Here is a 20,323-nt window from a genome sequence, read left to right as displayed (position 1 = left end):
GTATGCATATTGGTTTTGCTTATAGTTAGAGCATGCCGCCGATTCTGGAACCGAACCTTCGCCATCTCTACGCCCTGGTCGTGGTGCACCGGCTGGGCAGCGTCAGCGCGGCCGCGCCGCAGGTGAATCTGTCGCAGCCGGCGTTGACGCAGGCGGTGGCGCGGCTGGAACAGCAGCTCGGGGTGCGCCTGTTCGATCGGCATCCGGGCGGCATGGTCGCCACCGAGGCCACGCAGCTGCTGGTGCCGCGCATCGAACGTGCGTTGGAGCAACTGGGCCGTGGCATCCGGGTGGCGCGGCGTGCGCTGCGGCTGCCGGCACGCCCGGGCCTGGAGCGGCGGGTCTCGTTGGGGCAGTTGCAGGCCTTGATCGCGGTGGATGTGGCGGGCAGTTATTCGCTGGCGGCGGCGCGCGCCGGGGTCTCGCAGCCGGCGATCTACCGCGCGGTGCAGGCGCTGGCCGAGGTGATCGAGGTGCCGCTGACGGTGCGTCGCGGCAAGACCATGCAGCCCACCCCGGTGGCAGTGCGGCTGTTGCGGCAGGTGCGGCTGGCGCTGGCCGAGCTGCGCGCCGGGCTGGACGAAGTGGCCGCGCTGCGCTCGCAGCACGCCGGCCGGCTCACGCTGGGGGTGATGCCGTTGGCGCGGGCGATCCTGCTGCCGCAGGTGCTGGCGCGCTTTGTGCGCGCGCATCCTGGTGCCAGCGTCAACGTGGTCGAAGGGCCGTATGCCGAATTGCTGGCGCATCTGCGCGATGGCGAACTGGATCTGTTGATCGGTGCGCTGCGCGAGCCCTTGCCGGTGCGCGATGTGCTGCAGGAGACGTTGTTCGACGACGCGCCGGTGATCGTGGCGCGCAGCGGGCATCCGCTGGCCGGGCAGGCCTATGCGTTCGCGCAATTGCTGGAGTACCCCTGGGTGATCGCCACCACCGGCACGCCGGTGCGCGCGCGCTGGGAGCAGATGTTTCGCGATCAGGGCATCGAACCGCCTGCGCTGCGCATCGAATGCGGCGCGGAGCTGACCATCCGTGGGCTGCTGCTGGAAGACGATTGGCTCACGCTGATGTCGCGCGACCAGTTTCTGTTCGAGCGCCGCGCCGGGTTGCTGTGCGAGATCGGTGCCACCGGGCCGCAGTTGCGTCGCCAGATCGGCATGACGCTGCGCAGCGACTGGCATCCCACCCGCGCGCAGTCGGCGTTCGTGCAGACGCTGCGGCAGGTCTGCGCCGAGCGCGTGCAGCCGGCCGATGCGCACGGCGGGCCGTTTCGCTATTGCGCGCCGATCAGTGGTGTCGCGCCGTTGCGTTCACAGGCGGCGCAGTCAGAATCGGAGTCTTCTTGAGAACGGATCGCTGATGCTGCCCGACTGGTTGCAAGGGACCTGGCTACTGGCGCTGGACTGGGCGATCCGCCTGGCCGCACTGCTGTGGATTCCGGCCCGCACCACGCCCGGCGCGGCGCGCAGCTGGCTGTTGCTGATCGGCTTCGTACCGGTGGTCGGCCTGCCGCTGTATCTGCTGTTCGGCCACCCGTGGTTGTCGCGCTTGCGGGTGGAGCGCCAGGCCACCGCCTCGCAGGTGATCCGCGAGCAGCAGCTGCCCTTGCACGCCTTGCGCTGGATGCCGCAGGCAGATTCCAGCAGCGCGGAGGTGGTGCCGCTGATCGAACGCCAGGGCGATTTCATGCCCACGCTGGGCAATGCGGTGGAGTTGCTGGACGACTACGCGCAGTCGTTGCAGGCCTTGACCGACGCGATCGATACGGCGGAAAAACGCGTGCATCTGCTGTACTACCTGATGTTCGACGATGCGGTGGGCGATGCGGTGGTGGCCGCACTGGAGCGCGCCAGTGCGCGCGGCGTGCGTTGCCGCGTGCTGCTGGATGCGGTGGGCGCCAAGCGTGGCTTGCGCCACTACCGCAAGCGGTTGCAGGCCGGCGGTGTGGAGGTGCTGGCGGTGTTGCCCGGTGGGCTGCGCTGGCGTCGCAGCGGGCGCATGGATCTGCGCAATCACCGCAAGATTGCGGTGATCGACAACCAGGTGGGCTTTGTCGGCTCGCAGAATCTGGCCGAGGCCGGCTTCATCGAGGGAGTGCCCAACCGCGAACTGGTGGCGCGCGTGCGCGGGCCGGTGGTCAATCATCTCGAAGCGGTGTTCGCCAGCGACTGGTTCACCGAAACCGGGCAGCGCCTGGACGTGTGGCCGGACGCGCCGGTGTGCGAGGCCAACATCGCCACGCAACTGTTGCCGAGCGGGCCGGCGTACCCGTTCGAGAATGCGCGCGATGCGATCAATGCCGTGATCCATCTGGCGCGCCGCAAGGTGGTGCTGGTGACGCCGTATTTCGTCCCCGACGAAGCCTTGCTCAGTGCGTTGCGCATTGCCGGGGTCTCGGGTGTGGATGTGCAGCTGATCCTGTCGGAGAGCAACAACCAGGTCCTGGCGGCGTGGGCGCAGGAGGCGTATTTCGAAGAGCTGCTGCGCTGCGGGGTGAAGATTGCGCTGTACCGCCCGCACTTTCTGCATGCCAAGCACCTGAGCGTGGACGAGGACATCGCCCTGGTGGGGTCGATCAACCTGGACATCCGCTCGTTCGCGCTCAACGCCGAGATCGGCATGCTGTGCTACGACCATGGTGCGGTGCAGCGGCTGCGTGCGATCGAGCAGGATTACCTGGCCAACGCACGCCAGCTGCAGCTGGAGCAGTGGCGTAGTCGCCCGGCCTGGCGCCGCAGCCGCGAAGGGATTGCGCGGTTGGCGGATGCGTTGATGTAGGAATTGCGTGCGTGCTCTGCCATCGCAGTGGCCATGGCGGCTGTCATCGGTGCGACGTGACGCATCGCCTACAATTGCCGGATGAATGAACTGCGTGATCCCGGCGATGCAGTGATCGCCATCGTCGGCGGCGGCGCATCCGGTGTGCTGGTGGCGCTGCAACTGCTGCGTCAGGCGACCGCGCCGGTGCGGATTGTGTTGATCGAGCCGCACGCCCTGCTGGGCGAGGGCGTGGCGTATTCCACCACGCGTGCCGAACACCTGCTCAATGTGCCGGCAGCGCGGATGAGTGCGCTGGTGGAGGCACCGCAGGATTTTGTCGATTACCTGAGCGCGCACGCCTGCTGCCCGGAGCTGGAAGACGCGCAGCTGCCGCAGCAGTTCGTCGGGCGCCGGCATTACGCGCCTTATCTGCGCGATCGCTTGCAGGCCGCACGTGCGCAGAGCCCGGCGACGCTGACAGTGTATGCCGCACGCGTGCAGACCTTGCAGCCCAATGCTTCCGGTGCGCTGCTACAGCTGGACGACGGGCAAACGCTGCAGGCCACCAGCGTGGTGCTGGCGGTGGGCAATGCGCTACGGCCGTTGCCGCTGCGTGGCGCCACCGGCTTGTCGAGTGCGCAGCGGGTGGAAGCCTGGGATACCGAAGCGGTCGCGGCGTTGCCACAGGACGCGGCGGTGTGCATCGTCGGCTCGGGGCTGAGCATGGTCGACACGGTGGTGACGCTGGCCGCGCAGGCGCATCGCGGGGCGGTGCACGTGGTGTCGCGGCATGGCTTGTTGCCGTTGCCGCAGACGCATTGCGCAGCGGCGGATTTCGATCCGCAGCCGTTGCTGGCGCTATCGCTGCGTGCGCGCATGCACGCGCTGCGTCAGCATGCGCGCAAGGCGATGGCGCAAGGGTTGCCCTGGCAGAGTGTGATGGAGCGGATCCGCCCGTTGAGTCAGGCCTTGTGGCAGACGCTGTCGGTCGCCGACCAACGCCGCTTCCTGCGCCATGTGGTGCGCTACTGGGATGTGCATCGTCATCGCATCGCCGCACCGGTGCATGCGCAGTTGCAGGCGATGCGTGCGCGCGGACAACTGCAGCTGCATCGCGCGCGGCTGGATGTCGCATTCCAGGTTGGCGCCTGCGTGCGGGTGAGTGCCGGCGCCAGTGCCGGGCATGCGTTGCAGCTGGATGTGCAGACGCTGGTCAACGCCACCGGTGTGGAAATGCGCGTGCAGGCGATGCGCAACCCGCTGCTGCAACAGCTGCTGGGGCAGGGCATCGCAGTGGCCGGGCCGCATGGCATCGGGGTGGGGACCGATGCCGATGGCAGTCTGATCGATGCCGATGGACGCGCCGATCCGCGGTTGCGGGTGATCGGCAGTCTGCGGATCGGCGCGTTGTGGGAAAGCCTGGCGGTACCGGAGTTGCGTGAGCAGGCAATGGCGATTGCGCGGGATGTGCTGGTATTGCTTGGGCGGTGAGGGGCGTTGTTCCCTTCTCCCGCTGGGAGAAGGTGGCGCGAAGCGCCGGATGAGGGTACGAGCGAAGCCTGGGTTACCCACCGTCCCAAACCCCTTCATCGCAATCTCAGCCGCAGCGACGCCACAACCGGTAAAATGATCCCGTGGATGTCTCTCATTTGCTCGATCATTTAAACCCCGCCCAGCGCGAGGCCGTTTCCGCGCCGCCGGGGCATTACCTCGTGCTGGCCGGTGCCGGCTCCGGCAAGACGCGCGTGCTGATCCATCGCATCGCCTGGCTCAACGAAGTCCAGGGCGTGCCCAACCACGGCATCTTCGCGGTGACCTTCACCAATAAGGCCGCCGGCGAAATGCGCCACCGTACCGACCTGCAGCTGCGTAACGGCAGCCGCGGGATGTGGATCGGCACCTTCCATGGGCTGGCGCATCGGCTGTTGCGGCTGCATTGGCAGGACGCGCGGCTGCCGGAAGGCTTCCAGGTCATGGACAGCGACGACCAGCTGCGGCTGGTCAAGCGCGTGGTGCAGTCGCTGGAGCTGGACGAGAGCAAGTATCCGCCCAAGCAGATGAGCTGGTGGATCAACGAGCAGAAGGACGAAGGCAGGCGTCCGCAGCATATCCAGCCCGAACCCAACGACGACTGGACCGAGGTGCGCCGGCAGGTGTATGCGGCCTACCAGGAACGCTGCGACCGCTCCGGCCTGCTGGATTTCGCCGAGTTGCTGCTGCGCGCGCATGAACTGCTGCGCGACACCCCGGCCTTGCTGGCGCATTACCGCGCGCGCTTTCGCGAGATTCTGGTCGACGAGTTTCAGGATACCAACGCCATCCAGTACGCCTTCGTGCGCGTGCTGGCCGGCGAGACCGGCCACGTGTTCGTGGTTGGCGACGACGACCAGGCCATCTATGGCTGGCGCGGTGCCAAGGTCGAGAACGTGCAGCGCTTTTTGAAGGACTTCCCCGGCGCGCAGACGGTGCGGCTGGAGCAGAACTACCGCTCCAGCGCCAATATCCTGGGCGCGGCCAATGCGGTGATCGCGCACAACCCGGACCGCATCGGCAAGCAGCTGTGGACCGATTCCGGCGATGGCGACCCGATCGATTTGTATGCGGCCTACAACGAAGTCGACGAGGCGCGCTATGTGGTCGAGCGCGCGCGGCAGTGGGTGCGCGATGGCGGCAGCTACGGCGAAGTGGCGGTGCTCTATCGCAGCAACGCGCAATCGCGCGCGCTGGAAGAGGCGCTGATTTCCGAGCAGCTGCCCTACCGCGTGTATGGCGGCATGCGCTTCTTCGAACGCGCCGAAATCAAGGATGCGTTGGCCTACCTGCGCCTGCTCAGCAACCGCAGCGACGATGCCGCCTTCGAGCGCGCGGTCAACACGCCCACGCGCGGCATCGGCGATCGCACCCTGGACGAAGTGCGCCGGCTGGCACGCGCCAATGCGCTGTCGCTGTGGGAAGCGGCGATGCTGTGCACGCAGGAAAACACCCTGGCCGCCCGCGCCCGCAATGCGCTGGCCACGTTCCTGAGCCTGGTCGGCCAACTGCATGCCGAAACCGGCGACATGGAACTGGCCGAGCGCATCGACCATGTGCTGATGCGTTCGGGCCTGCGCGAGCATTGGGCCAAGGAAAGCCGCAGCGGGCTGGATTCGGAATCGCGCACCGAGAACCTGGACGAACTGGTCTCGGTAGCCTCGCGCTTCACCCGCCCGGACGACGAAGACAGCCAGGGCATGACCGAACTGGTCGCCTTCCTCGCCTACGCCTCACTGGAGGCCGGAGAAGGCCAGGCGCAGGCGGGCGAAGAAGGAGTGCAGCTGATGACGCTGCACTCGGCCAAGGGCCTGGAATTTCCGATCGTGTTTCTGGTCGGCCTGGAAGATGGTTTGTTTCCGAGCGCACGTTCGCTGGAAGAAAGCGGGCGGCTGGAAGAAGAGCGTCGCCTGGCGTACGTAGGCATCACCCGCGCGCGCCAGAAGCTGGTGCTGTGTTACGCCGAATCGCGGCGCATCCACGGCCAGGACAATTACAACGTGCCCTCGCGCTTCCTGCGCGAGATCCCGCGCGACCTGCTGCACGAAGTGCGCCCGAAAGTGCAGGTCTCGCGCACCGCCTCGCTGGGCGCGGCACGCGGCGGCCCGGTGCACGGCGTGGTCGAAGCCGCACCGATCAAGCTCGGCGCCAATGTCGAACATCCCAAGTTCGGCGGCGGTGTGGTCGTGGACTATGAGGGCGCCGGTGCACACGCGCGCGTGCAGGTGCAGTTCGACGAAGTCGGCGCCAAGTGGCTGGTGATGGCGTATGCGAATTTGACGGTGATGTAGGCGTTTCTTCTACTACGGGGAGACGCACTGTGGTGGCCGGTGTTGATTGGACAACGAGGTTTTCCCTTCTCCCATCGGGAGAAGGTGGCGCGCAGCGCCGGATGAGGGTACGTCGTGGCTGGCAGTGGCGATGCGCGAATTTCCACAGGACGGAGCGAAGCAATGATGGTGGAAGCGACGATAAAAGCTTTTGTGGAAGCCTCGATTTCTGCAGAGGAATTTGAACGGAAGATTCAGTCAGATGCATCCTTCGAACGTCTTCTAAAGAATGAAGTTCAACTTCCTGCCTACATCCAGGAAGCTGATCTCTACAAGCATCTGATCAGTCAGGACTACAGCCGGATCGGCTCTGTCTACAATGTTCAAAAGCTACTTTGCAGCTTCTTGAAGAAACACGAGATTGCGCATAGCTGTAGTGAGAAATATGGCGAGTTATTCGAGTTGACGCTGAAGGTTCAGCCTAAATGGCTGGATCTTCCATGGTGGTACTTTTCCCGCACTATCGATGGACTGGGCGATAGCCAGGGAAAGGAACTGGTGAAGATTCTAAAAGACAAGATCGCGCAGGATTTTCGTTTCTTGAAATCGGCGCCGAAGTGGCTGCAAGGCCCTGATTGGCCCTTCGTTGAAGGAAGGCCGTTGGTTTTTTAGGGCAGATCGACATTGGCAGCCTCCGTCACGACACTGCGCATCTGTACATTTTCTACGATGATCACACTGGAGCATTCGTGAATTTCAGCCAGTCCTGCTAGAGGCTGTTGAGCTGGGCAATACCAGCGGCCAGCGAAAGTTTCCATATCATGCGCACATGTGCAACGCATCCGACAGCAGACGAGCGCGGTGCATCCACGCATCTCGGTCGTAAATTGGACATGTAACTGTCACTACGAGCGTGCCGTTGTGCGCTGCCCGATGCATTCACAGCATCATCCGTGACACTCTGCAGTCGAATCGAACGCAGAGGAACACAGGGCAGGATGTGCGAAAAAATGCGTCGGGCGAGCTCTACAACCCTGCTTGAGCACGACTGCAACCGCTGCAGCTGGATTGATTCACATCAATGTCTGCGTCGCTGCATCCTGTCAGGCTGCCATCACCGGCGATGCTGCCGGTCACTTCGGAGGTCACCATGTACAAACGTATCCTGATTGCCATCGATGCATCCGAGCTGTCGCATCGTGGTTTGTTCCAGGGCCTTGAATTGGCCAAGGCCACTGGCGGCAAGGTCGATATCGTCACCGTGTCCGAGCCGTGGGCGATGGGCATGTACGACGCGATGGGCTGGAGCGTGGGCTACGAAGCGAGCCCGGAATATCGCACCGAGCGCGAGGCGGCTGCCGAGAAGATTCTGCGCCCGGCGCTGGAACTGGCGGTGGCGGCCAATATCAAGGCCACCTCGCATCACGTGCTGGATCGGTTCGCTGCCGAAGGCATCGTGCAGACCGCCAAGGACTGCAACAGCGATCTGATCATCATGACCTCGCACGGGCGCCGCGGCGTGCGCCGTATGCTGCTCGGCAGCCAGACGGTGGAAGTGCTGACCAACAGTTCGATTCCGGTGTTGGTGATTCGCTGACTGGCGGATGTTTTGCTGTGCAAGAACACGCTCAGCGCATCGCACATTCCACTGTAGGAGCGCGCCTGAGCGCGAGAGGCGTTACCGGTAACGCCCCATCGCGCGCAAGCACGCTCCTACGCGGATTACGGATCAGTTTTCCATTGTTTCAGGCTGACCCGCAAAGCGGCTCGCCGGCCGTGCAAGACGCCGTAGCGCTTCGGTATGCATCAGCGGGGCGGGCTGGACCGGCAGCGTGCCAGGGCGCACCGGCGTGTGATCGCGTTGCGCCTCCTGGCTCAGCTCGCGCATGAAGCGCCATAGCGGCATGTAGTGGCCGCGGCGCGGCGAATGCGTTGCCGGCGCAGCCCGACAGTGGCGGCGCCATTGCATCGGCTGCATGCCGAAACGCTGCTGAAAACAGCGTTGAAACTGCCGTTCCGAGGCGAAGCCCATCTCATACAGTAACCAGGTCAGGCTGCACTCCGGGTAGGCCTGCAAATAGCGGTGCGCGGTGCACAGGCGCTGCTCGCGGATGTAGCGGGCCACGCCGCCACGCGACTGGAACAGCCGGTACAACGAGGCGCGCGACAACGCGAACGCCTGTTGCAAGGACTCGGTACCGAGCTCGGCCTCGCCGATGTGCTGCTCGATGTAGGCCAGCAGATCGATCATCAGCGGCGCGTGCGCCACCACCGATGCCGATGCCTGCGGGACGATGGCGTTGTAATAGCCGGTGTTGCTCATGCGGGTGCTGCCTGCGGCCCACTCCCCGGGGCCTGTTATCTGATCAACCGAGAAAAGCGGCGCCAACCCATCACGGTCTTTTATGAACTCCGTGCTGCGTCACGCATCGATGCGATCGACGGCGATCCAGACCAACCGGCTGGCCCCTTCCTCAATGCACCGCGACGCCGGGAAGCCGCATGGACCCTGCCTGCGCTTTGGGTAGCGCCCAATGCAAGGCCCATAGCAACGGCATCGCATCGAGATCAGGGTGGGAACAGTGCTGGCTAGCGCTGCGCTGCATGAGGTCGCGCCGATTCGCTGATTCGCTGGTCTGCAGCGCGATGCCGGCCGCCAAGTGAATACCGAGCTCAGCACGACCGAAGGCACGCAGCAAGGTGATGGCAGATCACATGATCAATGCGGTGAGACGATTTGTCGGGTGATCGACGAAGGTGCTTCTAGGGTGACGCAACGGGAGACGGAAGCGTCGTCGCCACCACTCTCACGCACACGTGGAATCGTCCTGACAGCTGTTGGTATCCCGCGCTAGCGGGACAGTCAGATCGCTTGCTCTTGACGCCTTCGTACACACGTTTCAAGACAGTGCTCGCTCTCCAGGAGACTTCAATGTCGTTCAATATCATCAGCTGCGATGGCGGCGGAATTCGAGGACTGATCACCGCGATCCTCATCCAGGACCTGGACCAGCACAGCAACATCCTCAGCCATGCAAATTGCTTTGCCGGCACTTCCACCGGTGGCCTGCTTGCTCTGGCATTGGTGCAAAACGTCTCGATCAACACGATTATCGAGATGTACATGACCAAAGGCGCAAGCATTTTCGAACCCAACGGGTGGCTTCTCGATCAACAGGCCGAGTCGCAACAGCAAGGGGTGGACGCGACGCTGGGGAGCGGGCCGGGCTTCTTCAGCAGCCAGTACAAGAACGATGGATTGATCCAGATCGCAAGCGGATTGTTGGGTACAACGTCGCTTGCAGATGCGAAGCGGCTCGTCGTCGTCAACGCCGCGCGCCTGTGGGACGCGACCAGTGGGAACTGGATGCCTGCCACGTTCTCCAACGGCGTCAACAATGCGTACAGGCAGATCAGCATGGTCGATGCCGCATTGGCCACGTCTGCCGCGCCAACCTACTTTCCGCCCTATCGGATTTCCGGAGCATACGGCGACTATGGCTTCTTCGCCGACGGCGGCGTGTTCGCCAACAATCCGGCCATGACCGCCGTGGCCGAGGCCATTGCAAGTGGCCTGGTGAACAGCGTCGGCGATATCCAGCTGCTCTCGCTTGGAACCGGCAGCAGCCCGCAAGGAATTCCATCCACCGCAATCGGCAACCCGCTCGACTGGGGCGCAAAATCCTGGCTGTATCCCTGGGCAAGCGGCTCGGTGCCGGCCATGCCGCTACTGAATCTGACCATGGATGCAACGGCCGAACTTGCAAGCATCCAGGCCGAGCAGGTGCTGGCCGGCAACTTCAAGCGCGCCAATGTCGAACTGAAACGTCCTTACGCACTGGATGACTGGAAGCATGTCGCTGATCTGGCCAGCGAAACCCAGGCTTACCTGCAGACAGATGCGTGGAAACAGACGCGTGACTGGGTCGCCAGCCGCTGGAAATAGGGCAAATATCGGATTTTCGCGTAGGTGCAGCGTGGAGCTGCCGGAGCGCAGCTGCGTGGACAGCCCGCACGCTAGGTTCCAATCGTTTCGTCCACATCTACCTCGCAGCTCGCTCTGCGTTGTTTGCCAGTCTGGCGTTGACCCGGAATCGGGACACGCCGGCAGCGACATCGTCATCACTTTCAGGTTGTAGCAGTGTTCCAGCCGGAACGCATTGTCTTGGTTTGCCATCAGGAGATAACGAATGAGCAACGCATCGCCACATCCGCATGATGAATCCGGTATCGAATGGACCGACGCCGTCAGCGACAAAGGAATTCCCTACCAAATCGGGTTTCGCGGCAGCAGCCAGGAGACGGAGCAAGCCGATGCTGCAGGCGAAGAAGCGAAGAGAGATTTCGGCATTGCTGTCGCTTGGCCGCTGACCGGAAACAATTGGACCGATACCACCGCAGAGGTCAAATCGATTGCCGCGATTTCTCGCTATAATCTTGGAGCCTACGGCGGGACCTGGGCATATATCCTGTATTTCAGCAACACCGAACACTACGACTACTATTTCTACGACAAGACAGGCGACAGCTATCAGGTCAACACGTATCGCAATGGCGACCATTACGTGAGGTACAACTCGAGTGATCCGGCGATTGCCTTTATCAAAGGCAGCTGATTGCAGGATGTCAGGCAAAGACCGGCCGCAACGAATCGATTGCGGCCGGTTTTTCAACGCGTCTCGATCCCGACGGGGCCCCAAGACGTTGTGTCGGATAGTGCGTCTATCTAATTCCTGATCATGACTCGAGCTTGGAAGACGTTGGCAAGCGGCATGAGTCCAGGCGCCGAATCAATTGGTGTGCACACTCTGGTGACACCCATGACCGAGACTTTATGCGAATCAGCCAATGTTATTTGCCACGATAGGGGGCAGTAAATGCGACGGCGTGCTTCGGGCATCATGCCCGTGCTCTGTTACCAGCCATCGGCGCCATGGTAGAAATTTTATGCTGCTTTCCAAGCTTGCTTCACTCGGGCGCAAAAACCATCACTCCATCCCCAGCCATCACTCTCAGCGTCACCACACGACGATCGCTGTCTCGATCAAACTGAAACTGCAGCGTCCCCGCAGGAATCGCTGCATCGGCAACAAAGCGATGGCTGTTGAGCGGCTTCAGCGAGCGAGGCCTGCTTTTACCTTCCAGCACCAATCCCTCGCTGCTTTGCGAAATCACGACCTCCTCGCCGAGAAAGCTCAGATCCAGCACGCCGGTGAGCAGCGGTTCCTGATTGGGCCGCCGCACATAGCGGCCGGTGTAGTCCTTCAGGAGGGCTGTGAAATCGACCGGGCTGACTTGCACCGACCAATCGCCTGGCCAATGCTGCGCATCGGAGACCGCGTTGCGAATCTCGTTATGGAGCAAGTCGCCGTTTTCACCGTTGGTGAGCACGATCAGGCCGTCGCCGCTCTCGAGATTTCCTTCGAGATAGGCCTTGTAGCTGTCGTTGGCTCCGGCGTGATGAAAGATGCGCGATTGCCCTTGCCCGGCGAGGCGTGGCCCGAGCCCGTGGATGCCGGGGGCCACCTCGGTCATCATGTCGATAGCCAAAGCTTGCGGCAGAAATCCGACACTGCTGCGGTAGGAGCTACCCAACGCGATGACCAAGCGGCTCAACTCCTTGGCCGAGGTCCAGAAGCCGGACGCCGCCAGTTCCGGGAAACTTTGCCATCCACGCGGTAGTGCAACATGAGCGCCCGAGTCGTCGTGTGCGTGCGCCACATCGCGCGTGTCTGCGGCAAGGCCTGCATCGAACCGGCTCCTGCGCATGCCCAATGGGCCAAGAAGATGCTCGGTGGCAATCGCATTCAACGGTTTGCCCACAGCGTCTTCGATCACCGCCTGCGCGATCATGTAACCGCCACCGGAGTAACGCGCGCGGGTGCCGGCAATATCGATCCGCTGCAAAGGCTTGTTGACTGCGGGCGATGTGCCGGTGAGCGTCTGTACCAGCGTGGGCAATGCAGCGCCTGGGTCGAAGTCCTTGAAGCCGTGCACGTTGAAACCTGCTGTATGCGACAGCAGCATGCGCAGGGAAATCTTGCTGGTATCGCCGTCCGGCCCTTGCGGTATCTGCCAACGGCGTAGCCAGGTGCCGACGTCTGTATCCAGATCCACGATGCCAAGCGCGGCAAGCTTCACGCACAGCGCGGCCGTCACTACCTTGCTGACCGAGCCAACCGAGAACAAGGTGTCTTCGCCGATCGGTGAGCGACGTCCCGCCGTTGTCGATCCGAAGCCTTTGATGCTGTGGATCTGTCCCCCGCGCAGGATCGCAACTGCCACGCCTGGCACTCGGTGATGTTGCATGCGTGCTTGCAAGGCCCACTGCTCCTGACCGGTGTGCACGGTTGGGCGCAGCAATGTTTCGAACGATGCAGGCGGGCTTGATGTTTTTGCATGAGCAGCGATCGGCAGTGACCACAGTGGCAACGTCAGCCCGCCAATCAACAGCTCACGACGATGGATGACAGACATGACGATCCTTGTACTTTAGGGCGAGGCAGTGGGAGAAGTGAGCCAGCGTTTGCAGGATGCCCAGCTAACGATTTGCTCTTGTGATGATGCAATGCGATTGAAATTTTTTCTGGGCGATAGCAGTGGGCGAGGTTCGCTTGTTACTTCGGTCACCAAGCTATTCGACATCAGCAAGGTAAGCGCAATCGGTGCAAGCCTGATATCAGGTCAAAAGTTTCCATGGATGCGGCCATGCGTGCTTGCTGGCAAGTGATCTAATCATCTCCCAAGACTGCATCGATACGATCTGACTCGCCTGATTCTAACGCTGCTGCGGCTGTGTCAGCGACGCTGCATCAGCGAAAGCACGTTCGCGCGTCAATTGCTCTTATCGAAGCTTGGGGAAATCCAATGAAATGCATCTCTGCAGTATGTTATGTCGTTTTCGGCCTTGTCGTGCAGAGCACGCCTGCATTCGCCGCCGAACCCATCACCGGAAAATGGTTCACCGATAACCAGCAGGCACTGGTCGACATCCAGCCCTGCGGCACGTCGCTGTGCGGCACCATCGTCAAGGTGCTGCGGACCAAGCCCGGTAGCCGGAAGACCGATGCGTTCAATCCGGATCCGGCCAAGCGCCACAACCCCATGGAAGGCACGGTGATCCTCAGCGAGCTGGTGGATGCAGGAGATCTGTGGAAAGGCAAGATCTACAACCCCGAATCCGGCAAGACCTACAACGCCAAGATCAAGCGTGGCGCCGATGGCTCCTTGAAGGTGGAGGGCTGCGTGGCCTTCATATGTCAGGGGCCGACCTGGCAGCCCGCACCTTGATGGCTGCCTGACCTGGCCGGCCCGAGGCGCGTTTGCCAGGTCCGGCGCAAGCGAGCTAAACCGTTTGGTTTTGAAACGCCTACCCGGCCGCCAATGCGGGATACTGCGCTCCCACGCAGGCGAGATGGGCCCGATGTCCGAGCTGCCGATCACCGAGTTGTTGCAGGCCTGGCAGCGCGAGGAGCCCGGCGCGGGCGATGCATTGGCGCGGCAGGTGTACATGGTGCTGCGCGAGACGGCGTTGCGGCTACTGCGGCGCAATGCGCGCGGCGGGCTGCAGGCCACCGAGCTGGTGCATGAGGCGTGGATGCGGCTGGAGCAGGGGCAGCAGGGCTTTCGCTCGCGTGCGCACTTCTATTCGGTTGCCGCACTGCAGATGCGCCACCTGTTGGTGGATCTGGCGCGGCAGCAGGCCAGCGCCAAGCGGGGTGGGCAGGCGGTGACGTTGACCATCAGTCTGTCCGATGGCGCGCCGCGACCGGAGGCCTTGCTGATGGTGGCCGATGCCTTCGACAAGCTGGCGCGCGTGGACGAGCGCAAGGCCAAGGCGTTCGCGCTGACCGAGCTGGTGGGTTTCAGTGTGGCCGAGGCGGCCGAGCAACTGGAGGTGTCGGTGCCCACGCTGGAGCGCGATCTGCGCTTTGCGCGGGTGTGGCTGGCGGCGCAGCTGTGAGCGTTGTCGCCACTTCCTGGCAACGCCTGGAGGCGTTATTTCATCAGTCCTGCCTACTGCCGGTGGAGGCGCGCGAGGCATCCGCGCGTGCGCAGGCCGGTGACGATGTGGTGCTGCGCGATGCGTTGCTGGCGATGCTGGCGGTGGAATCGCAGGCCACGCTGCGCGTGCGTGCGCCGTTGAAACAGGCCGTGGCCGCCTTACGCGCGCCATTGCCGGAGCTGCCGGCCGGCACGCGCTTTGGTGCATGGGCGATCGACCGCCTGATCGGCGCCGGCGGCATGGGTCAGGTGTATTTGGGCCATCGCGCCGACGGCGCTTACGAGCGCGAGGTGGCGATCAAGCTGGTGGCCGCCGATGCGCTGGATGTGCAGGGCCGCGCGTTGTTCGAGTTCGAATGCCGCTTGCTGGCGCAAATGGTGCACCCGGCGATCGCGCAGATTCACGATGTGGGCACCGATGCGCACGGCCGCCCGTATCTGGTGATGGAATACCTGCGCGGCGAGCCGATCACCTGGTGGTGCGATGCGCATCTGCTCTCGCTGCATGCGCGCGTGTTGTTGATGCTGCGGGTGAGCGAGGCGGTGCAGCACGCACACCAGAAAGGCGTGATCCATCGCGACCTCAAACCCAGCAACGTGCTGGTCAGCGACATCGATGGGCGGCCGATGCCGGGCGTGATCGACTTCGGCATCGCCATCGATGCGGCCAATCCCGGCATGACCTCCGCGCATGGCCGCGGTACGCCCGGCTACATGAGCCCGGAACAGGCGCGCGGCGAGCAGGACGTGGATGCGCGCAGCGACATCTATGCGTTGGGCGCAATGTTCTATGAGTTGAGCTGCGGGCTGGCACCGGTGGCCGGGCAGGATGGGCTGCCGCAGCCCCCCTCGCAGCGCGTGGCGGCAGTGCCGGCCGATGCGCGTGCACGGATCTGCGCCGCACGCGCGACCACCCACGCCCGACTGCAGCGGCAATTGCGCGACGGCCTGGATGCGATCGTGTTGCGCGCGTTGGCGCCCGAGCCCGTTGCACGCTATGCGTCGGTATCGGCCTTGCTGGACGAACTGCATCGTTGGCTCGATGGCTACCCGCCACGCGCGTTGCAGGCGGGCCGGTGGTGGCGGCTGCGCAAGTTCGCCCAACGCCATCGCAGCGGCGTGCTGGCTGCCGGTCTTGTGTCGATCGCGCTGATGGGTGGTCTGGGCGCCACGTTGTGGTCGCTGCAGCAAGCCGCGCGCGATGCGCAACGCGCGCAGGTCACTGGCGATTTCATGAGCTCGGTGTTGTCCAGCGTGGACCCTGGCATCGCGCAGGATCTGGACAAGACGCTGATGTTGCGCTTGCTGCAGCAGGCCTCGCAGCGCGCCGCGCGCGAGCTGGCCGATCAACCGGATGCACGCACCGAGGTGGAACTGACGCTGGGTCGCACGCTGATCGCCTTGTCGGACTATCCGCAGGCGGTTGCGCATCTGCGCACCGCGCAGGCGCTGGCGCAGCAGAGCACGGGTGCCGGCAGCGAGCCGGCGCTGGAAGCGGCCTCCATGCTGGGCCAGGCGCTCAGTGGTGCGGGTCAATCGCGCGAGGCCGAGCGCGTGCTGCGCGCCGGCATGGCGCAGGCCGCGCGCGGCAGCGCAAAGCAGCAGAGCCTGGGTAACGACATGCGTGCCCGGCTGGCATGGGCGCTGCGCGATCAAGGCCGCATGCTGGAGGCGCTGGCGGAAAGCCGGCATGCCTACGTCGCCGCATTGGCCAACGTGGCCACCACAGCAGAACGCCGCATCGATGCCGGCAACAGCTACGCCGGCATGCTGGCTGGGAATGGGCAGCTTGCACCGGCCATCGCCTTGCAGCGCAGCCTGCTGCGCGAGCGCATTGGCGTGCGTGGGCCAGAGCATCCGCTGGTGCTGTCGATGCGCAACAGCCTGGCGGTGTTTTTGCTGATGCAGCGCGAGTTTGCCGCTGCCGAAGCCGAACTCGCGCCGCTGCTGCGTATTACCCGCAAGCTGTACGGCGACAACGCCGCCGATACCTTGATGGTGGAAGGCAATCTCGCCGACACCTTGCGTCAGCAAGGCAAGCTGGCCGAAGCCGGCCCGCATTACCGCGCTGCGATGGAGCGCGCACGCGCCGCCTTCGGCGACGATGCGCGGGCCACGATCACCTACCGCAGCAACCATGCCTTCTGGTTGCTGGATGCCGGGCAGGTGCAGGCATCATTGGTCGAACAGCGCGCTTGCCTGGCCTCGTCCTTGCGCGTGTTGGGCCGTGCGCATCCACAGACCGCCGAGATCCTGCGCGGCATGTCCGAGGCCGAGCGCAGGCTTGGCCAGATCGCCGCTGCGCGCGACCACGCGCAGCAAGCGCTGCAGATGTTGACCGGTATCTACGGCGATGCCGAAGAACCGCTGCTTGCCGCACGCCAGACCCTGGCGCTGGCCGCAGCGGCCAAGGCAATGCCGGCCATCTCAAGCGCAGAGACCACCACCGCTGTTGCGCAACGCTGATACGAAGTTGGCATCACCGGCACCAGCGGCCAAAGAGCCGCTGCGCTTACGCTCTACGAATCCCGAATCCCGAATCCCGAATCACCAGCTATACAACTTCCAATACACCTTGTTGACCTTGTCCTTTTCCGCATCGGTATGGCCGTCGTGATCGCGGTCATACAGGAAGTAGGGCGCACCGCGCGCGGGCGTCACGCGCACCATTTCCAGCTGGCCGTTGACCCGGTACTCGTCGACCTTGTCGCCGTTGCCCATGGTCTTGCTGGTGACATCCGCACCGGCCGGCACGTTGCCGCTGGCGCCGCTGGTGGCACAGCCGCCGAGCAGCAGTAATGGCAGCAGCAAAAGACTTGCTCTCATCATCGTCTTCATCCGTTCTAGGTCGTTGCTCAGTATGCGCTGGGCGGCGTGGGGTGAGCGTGCAGCGGTAGAATTGGCCGATGAGCAAATTAGTCCTGATCGACGGGTCCAGTTACCTGTATCGCGCGTTCCACGCGCTTCCGCCGCTGACCAATGCCCAGGGCGAGCCCACTGGTGCCTTGTTCGGTGTGGTCAACATGCTGCGCGCCACCTTGAAGGAACGTCCGGCCTATGTCGCGTTCGTGGTGGATGCGCCCGGCAAGACCTTCCGTGATGACTTGTATGCCGACTACAAGGCCAATCGCCCGTCGATGCCCGACGACCTGCGCGCGCAGGTGCAGCCGATGTGCGACATCGTGCATGCGCTGGGCATCGACATCCTGCGCATCGACGGCGTGGAAGCCGACGATGTGATCGGCACGCTGGCCCTGCAGGCCGCCGCCGATGGCTTGAGCGTCACCATCTCCACCGGCGACAAGGACTTCGCGCAGCTGGTGCGTCCGGGCATCGAACTGGTCAACACCATGAGCGGCAGCCGCATGGATTCGGACGAGGCGGTGATCGCCAAGTTCGGCGTGCGCCCCGACCAGATCGTCGACCTGCTCGCGCTGATGGGCGACACCGTCGACAACGTGCCCGGCGTGGACAAGTGCGGCCCCAAGACCGCCGCCAAATGGCTTGCCGAATACGACTCGCTCGACGGCGTGATCGCCAACGCCGACAAGATCAAGGGCAAGATCGGCGAGAACCTGCGCGCCGCGTTGCCGCGGCTGCCGCTTAACCGCGAACTGGTCACCATCAAGACCGACGTGACCCTGGCCAGCGGCCCGCGCGCGCTGGACCTGCGCGAGCCCAACGCCGAAACGCTGGCGGTGCTGTACGCACGCTACGGCTTCACCCAGGCGCTGCGCGAACTCGGCGGCGCCGCTGCCCAGGCTGGCCTGCTGACCGAGCCGATGCCGTTGGGGGCCGCCGCAGCCAGCGCCCGCACCGAACCCGGCCGCGCGCGCGGCACCGGCTTCGTGTCCGGCCCGGTCAGCGCCCCGGTGGAAGTGGACCCGGCGCTGTCGACACCCGGCCAGTACGACACCATCCTCACCCAGGAACAGCTCGACAGCTGGATCGCACGCCTGCGCGCCGCCGGCCAGTTCGCCTTCGATACCGAAACCGACAGCCTGGATCCGCTGCAGGCCGACCTGATCGGCCTGAGCGTGGCCGCCGAGTCTGGCCAGGCGGCGTATCTGCCGTTCGGCCACAACTTTCCCGGCGCTCCGGCCCAGCTCGACCGCAGCAAGGCGCTGGCCCAGTTGGCACCGCTGCTTACCGACCCTGCCGTGCGCAAGCTCGGCCAGCACGGCAAGTACGACCTGCACGTGATGCGCCGCCACGGCATCGCCCTGGCCGGCTACAGCGACGACACCTTGCTGGAGAGCTTCGTGCTCAATTCCGGCAGCGCCCGTCACGACATGGACAGCCTGGCCAAGCGCTACCTGGGCTACGACACGGTCAAGTACGAAGACGTTTGCGGCAAGGGTGCCAAGCAGATCCCATTCGCGCAGATCAGCCTGGAAGACGCCACCCGCTACGCCGCCGAAGATGCCGACATCACCCTGCGCCTGCACCACGTGCTTGGCCCCAAGCTGGCCGCCGAGCCGGGCCTGGAGCGCGTCTACCGCGAGATCGAGATGCCGCTGGTGGAAGTGCTGGCACGCATCGAAGCCAACGGCGTGTGCGTGGACGCGGCCGAACTGCGCCGCCAGAGCGCAGACCTGTCCAAGCGCATGCTCGCCGCCCAGCAAAAAGCCACCGAGCTGGCCGGGCGCACCTTCAACCTGGATTCGCCCAAGCAATTGCAGGCGCTGTTGTTCGACGAGCTCAAGCTGCCCGCGGTAGTCAAAACGCCCAAGGGCCAGCCCTCGACCAACGAAGAGGCGCTGGAAGCCATTGCCGACCAGCACGAGCTGCCACGGGTGATCCTGGAATACCGCGGGCTGACCAAGCTGCGCAGCACCTATACCGACAAGCTGCCGGAGATGATCCACCCGCAGTCCGGGCGCGTGCACACCAGCTACCACCAGGCCGGCGCCGCCACCGGGCGGCTGTCTTCGTCCGATCCCAACCTGCAGAACATCCCGATCCGCACCGAAGACGGCCGCCGCATCCGCCGCGCCTTCGTGGCCCCGGCCGGGCGCAAGCTGATCGCCTGCGACTACTCGCAGATCGAGCTGCGCATCATGGCCCACCTGTCCGGCGACCCCGGCCTGGTCGGCGCGTTCGAGTCCGGCGCCGACGTCCACCGCGCCACCGCCGCCGAAGTGTTCGGCCGCACCATTGATACCGTCAGCAATGATGAGCGCCGCGCCGCCAAGGCGATCAACTTCGGCCTGATGTACGGCATGAGCGCGTTCGGCCTGGCCCGCCAGCTCGGTATCGGCCGTGGCGAGGCGCAGGATTACATCGCGCTGTACTTCAGCCGCTACCCGGGCGTGCGCGACTTCATGGAAACCACCCGCCAGCAGGCGCGCGACAAGGGCTACGTGGAAACGGTGTTCGGCCGCCGGCTGTATCTGGACTTCATCAATGCCGGGAGCCAGGGCCAGCGCGCCGGCGCCGAGCGCGCCGCCATCAACGCACCGATGCAGGGCACCGCCGCCGACATCATCAAGCGCGCCATGGTCAGCGTGGATGGCTGGATCTCCGACCACGCCGAGCGCGCGCTGATGATCCTGCAGGTGCACGATGAACTGGTGTTCGAAGCCGATGCCGACTTCGTCGACACGCTGCTGAGGGAGGTCACCACGCGCATGTCGGCCGCCGCTGAGTTGCGCGTGCCGCTCGTGGTCGATTCCGGCGTCGGCGATAATTGGGATGAGGCGCACTGACCCAGCAGATAACGCTGATATGCTGAATGCTCAGACCAGACATTATGCGGATTA

At 64.2% G+C, this 20,323-nt stretch carries 15 protein-coding genes; 12 read left to right on the top strand and 3 right to left on the bottom strand.

All coding sequences use genetic code 11. The features are described 5' to 3' along the window. Window positions 1-32: 32 nt before the first annotated feature. The 6 genes from NDY25_RS09450 to NDY25_RS09425 all read left to right on the top strand — a co-directional run bounded on the left by NDY25_RS09450 (window position 33) and on the right by NDY25_RS09425 (window position 8,154). Entirely contained in the window at window positions 33-1,343 is a 1,311-nt protein-coding gene (locus tag NDY25_RS09450; protein ID WP_168957495.1) for a LysR family transcriptional regulator, read from the top strand. 13 nt (window positions 1,344-1,356) lie between these two features. Continuing rightward, window positions 1,357-2,775: a cardiolipin synthase gene (cls, locus tag NDY25_RS09445; RefSeq protein WP_256627899.1), complete on the top strand. Its 1,419-nt coding sequence runs from the start codon at window positions 1,357-1,359 to the stop codon at window positions 2,773-2,775. A gap of 81 nt (window positions 2,776-2,856) precedes the next feature. Beyond that, window positions 2,857-4,248 carry an FAD/NAD(P)-binding protein gene (locus NDY25_RS09440; protein ID WP_168957494.1) on the top strand — a complete coding sequence of 464 codons (1,392 nt, stop codon included), beginning with the start codon at window positions 2,857-2,859 and terminating at the stop codon, window positions 4,246-4,248. 143 nt (window positions 4,249-4,391) lie between these two features. Continuing rightward, window positions 4,392-6,578, top strand: a complete 2,187-nt coding sequence (gene uvrD, locus NDY25_RS09435; protein WP_168957493.1) for a DNA helicase II — start codon at window positions 4,392-4,394, stop codon at window positions 6,576-6,578. Between the two features lie 114 nt (window positions 6,579-6,692). Continuing rightward, window positions 6,693-7,229 carry a hypothetical protein gene (locus NDY25_RS09430; RefSeq protein ID WP_256627898.1) on the top strand — a complete coding sequence of 179 codons (537 nt, stop codon included), beginning with the start codon at window positions 6,693-6,695 and terminating at the stop codon, window positions 7,227-7,229. 478 nt (window positions 7,230-7,707) lie between these two features. Then, the gene (locus NDY25_RS09425; protein ID WP_168957491.1) at window positions 7,708-8,154 is read left to right on the top strand and encodes a universal stress protein; all 447 of its coding nucleotides are present in this window, start codon (window positions 7,708-7,710) and stop codon (window positions 8,152-8,154) included. A gap of 132 nt (window positions 8,155-8,286) precedes the next feature. On the opposite strand, the gene tagK is transcribed toward NDY25_RS09425, so the two are convergent. Continuing rightward, window positions 8,287-8,946, bottom strand: coding sequence for a transcriptional regulator TagK (gene tagK / locus NDY25_RS09420; RefSeq protein WP_168957490.1), 660 nt, complete (start codon window positions 8,944-8,946; stop codon window positions 8,287-8,289). Window positions 8,947-9,435: 489 nt separating this feature from the next. On the opposite strand from tagK, the gene NDY25_RS09415 reads away from it, so the two are divergent. After that, a complete protein-coding gene (locus NDY25_RS09415; RefSeq protein WP_233366344.1) occupies window positions 9,436-10,503 on the top strand; it encodes a patatin-like phospholipase family protein in 1,068 nt (355 codons plus the stop codon). Between the two features lie 244 nt (window positions 10,504-10,747). Next, complete coding sequence (locus tag NDY25_RS09410; RefSeq protein ID WP_168957489.1) at window positions 10,748-11,173, top strand: hypothetical protein; 426 nt, start codon at window positions 10,748-10,750, stop codon at window positions 11,171-11,173. 352 nt (window positions 11,174-11,525) lie between these two features. On the opposite strand, the gene NDY25_RS09405 is transcribed toward NDY25_RS09410, so the two are convergent. Further along, complete coding sequence (locus NDY25_RS09405) at window positions 11,526-12,866, bottom strand: serine hydrolase domain-containing protein (RefSeq protein WP_233366342.1); 1,341 nt, start codon at window positions 12,864-12,866, stop codon at window positions 11,526-11,528. 558 nt (window positions 12,867-13,424) lie between these two features. Between NDY25_RS09405 and NDY25_RS09400 the strand changes: the two genes are divergently transcribed. From NDY25_RS09400 to NDY25_RS09390, 3 genes are all read left to right on the top strand, one after another. Beyond that, complete coding sequence (locus NDY25_RS09400; protein WP_168957487.1) at window positions 13,425-13,847, top strand: DUF2147 domain-containing protein; 423 nt, start codon at window positions 13,425-13,427, stop codon at window positions 13,845-13,847. 133 nt (window positions 13,848-13,980) lie between these two features. After that, window positions 13,981-14,520 (top strand): ECF-type sigma factor EcfK, encoded by a 540-nt coding sequence (ecfK, locus tag NDY25_RS09395; protein WP_104552342.1) that lies wholly within the window; start codon window positions 13,981-13,983, stop codon window positions 14,518-14,520. Then, window positions 14,499-17,027, top strand: coding sequence for a serine/threonine-protein kinase (locus NDY25_RS09390; RefSeq protein WP_256627897.1), 2,529 nt, complete (start codon window positions 14,499-14,501; stop codon window positions 17,025-17,027). The genes ecfK and NDY25_RS09390 overlap by 22 nt, the downstream gene beginning before the upstream one ends. A gap of 81 nt (window positions 17,028-17,108) precedes the next feature. On the opposite strand, the gene NDY25_RS09385 is transcribed toward NDY25_RS09390, so the two are convergent. Further along, a complete protein-coding gene (locus NDY25_RS09385) occupies window positions 17,109-17,390 on the bottom strand; it encodes a DUF2782 domain-containing protein (protein ID WP_095575361.1) in 282 nt (93 codons plus the stop codon). 77 nt (window positions 17,391-17,467) lie between these two features. Between NDY25_RS09385 and polA the strand changes: the two genes are divergently transcribed. After that, the gene (gene polA / locus NDY25_RS09380) at window positions 17,468-20,269 is read left to right on the top strand and encodes a DNA polymerase I (RefSeq protein WP_168957485.1); all 2,802 of its coding nucleotides are present in this window, start codon (window positions 17,468-17,470) and stop codon (window positions 20,267-20,269) included. Window positions 20,270-20,323: the final 54 nt, after the last annotated feature.

The sequence above is a fragment of the Xanthomonas hortorum pv. pelargonii genome (genome assembly GCF_024499015.1).
GTDB classification, from domain to species: Bacteria; Pseudomonadota; Gammaproteobacteria; order Xanthomonadales; family Xanthomonadaceae; genus Xanthomonas; species Xanthomonas hortorum_B.
Note: the sequence above shows the minus strand (reverse complement) of the source record. Positions and strands in the feature narration are given on the sequence as shown.

Bases quoted from the DNA above. Each gene is read 5' to 3' on its own strand.
- NDY25_RS09410 (WP_168957489.1), top strand. From the start codon at position 10,748: ATGAGCAACGCATCGCCACATCCGCATGATGAATCCGGTATCGAATGG.
- NDY25_RS09400 (WP_168957487.1), top strand. From the start codon at position 13,425: ATGAAATGCATCTCTGCAGTATGTTATGTCGTTTTCGGCCTTGTCGTG.
- NDY25_RS09450 (WP_168957495.1), top strand. From the start codon at position 33: ATGCCGCCGATTCTGGAACCGAACCTTCGCCATCTCTACGCCCTGGTC.
- ecfK (WP_104552342.1), top strand. From the start codon at position 13,981: ATGTCCGAGCTGCCGATCACCGAGTTGTTGCAGGCCTGGCAGCGCGAG.
- NDY25_RS09425 (WP_168957491.1), top strand. From the start codon at position 7,708: ATGTACAAACGTATCCTGATTGCCATCGATGCATCCGAGCTGTCGCAT.
- NDY25_RS09440 (WP_168957494.1), top strand. From the start codon at position 2,857: ATGAATGAACTGCGTGATCCCGGCGATGCAGTGATCGCCATCGTCGGC.
- NDY25_RS09405 (WP_233366342.1), bottom strand. From the start codon at position 12,866: ATGCAACATCACCGAGTGCCAGGCGTGGCAGTTGCGATCCTGCGCGGG.
- NDY25_RS09385 (WP_095575361.1), bottom strand. From the start codon at position 17,390: ATGATGAGAGCAAGTCTTTTGCTGCTGCCATTACTGCTGCTCGGCGGC.
- polA (WP_168957485.1), top strand. From the start codon at position 17,468: ATGAGCAAATTAGTCCTGATCGACGGGTCCAGTTACCTGTATCGCGCG.
- cls (WP_256627899.1), top strand. From the start codon at position 1,357: ATGCTGCCCGACTGGTTGCAAGGGACCTGGCTACTGGCGCTGGACTGG.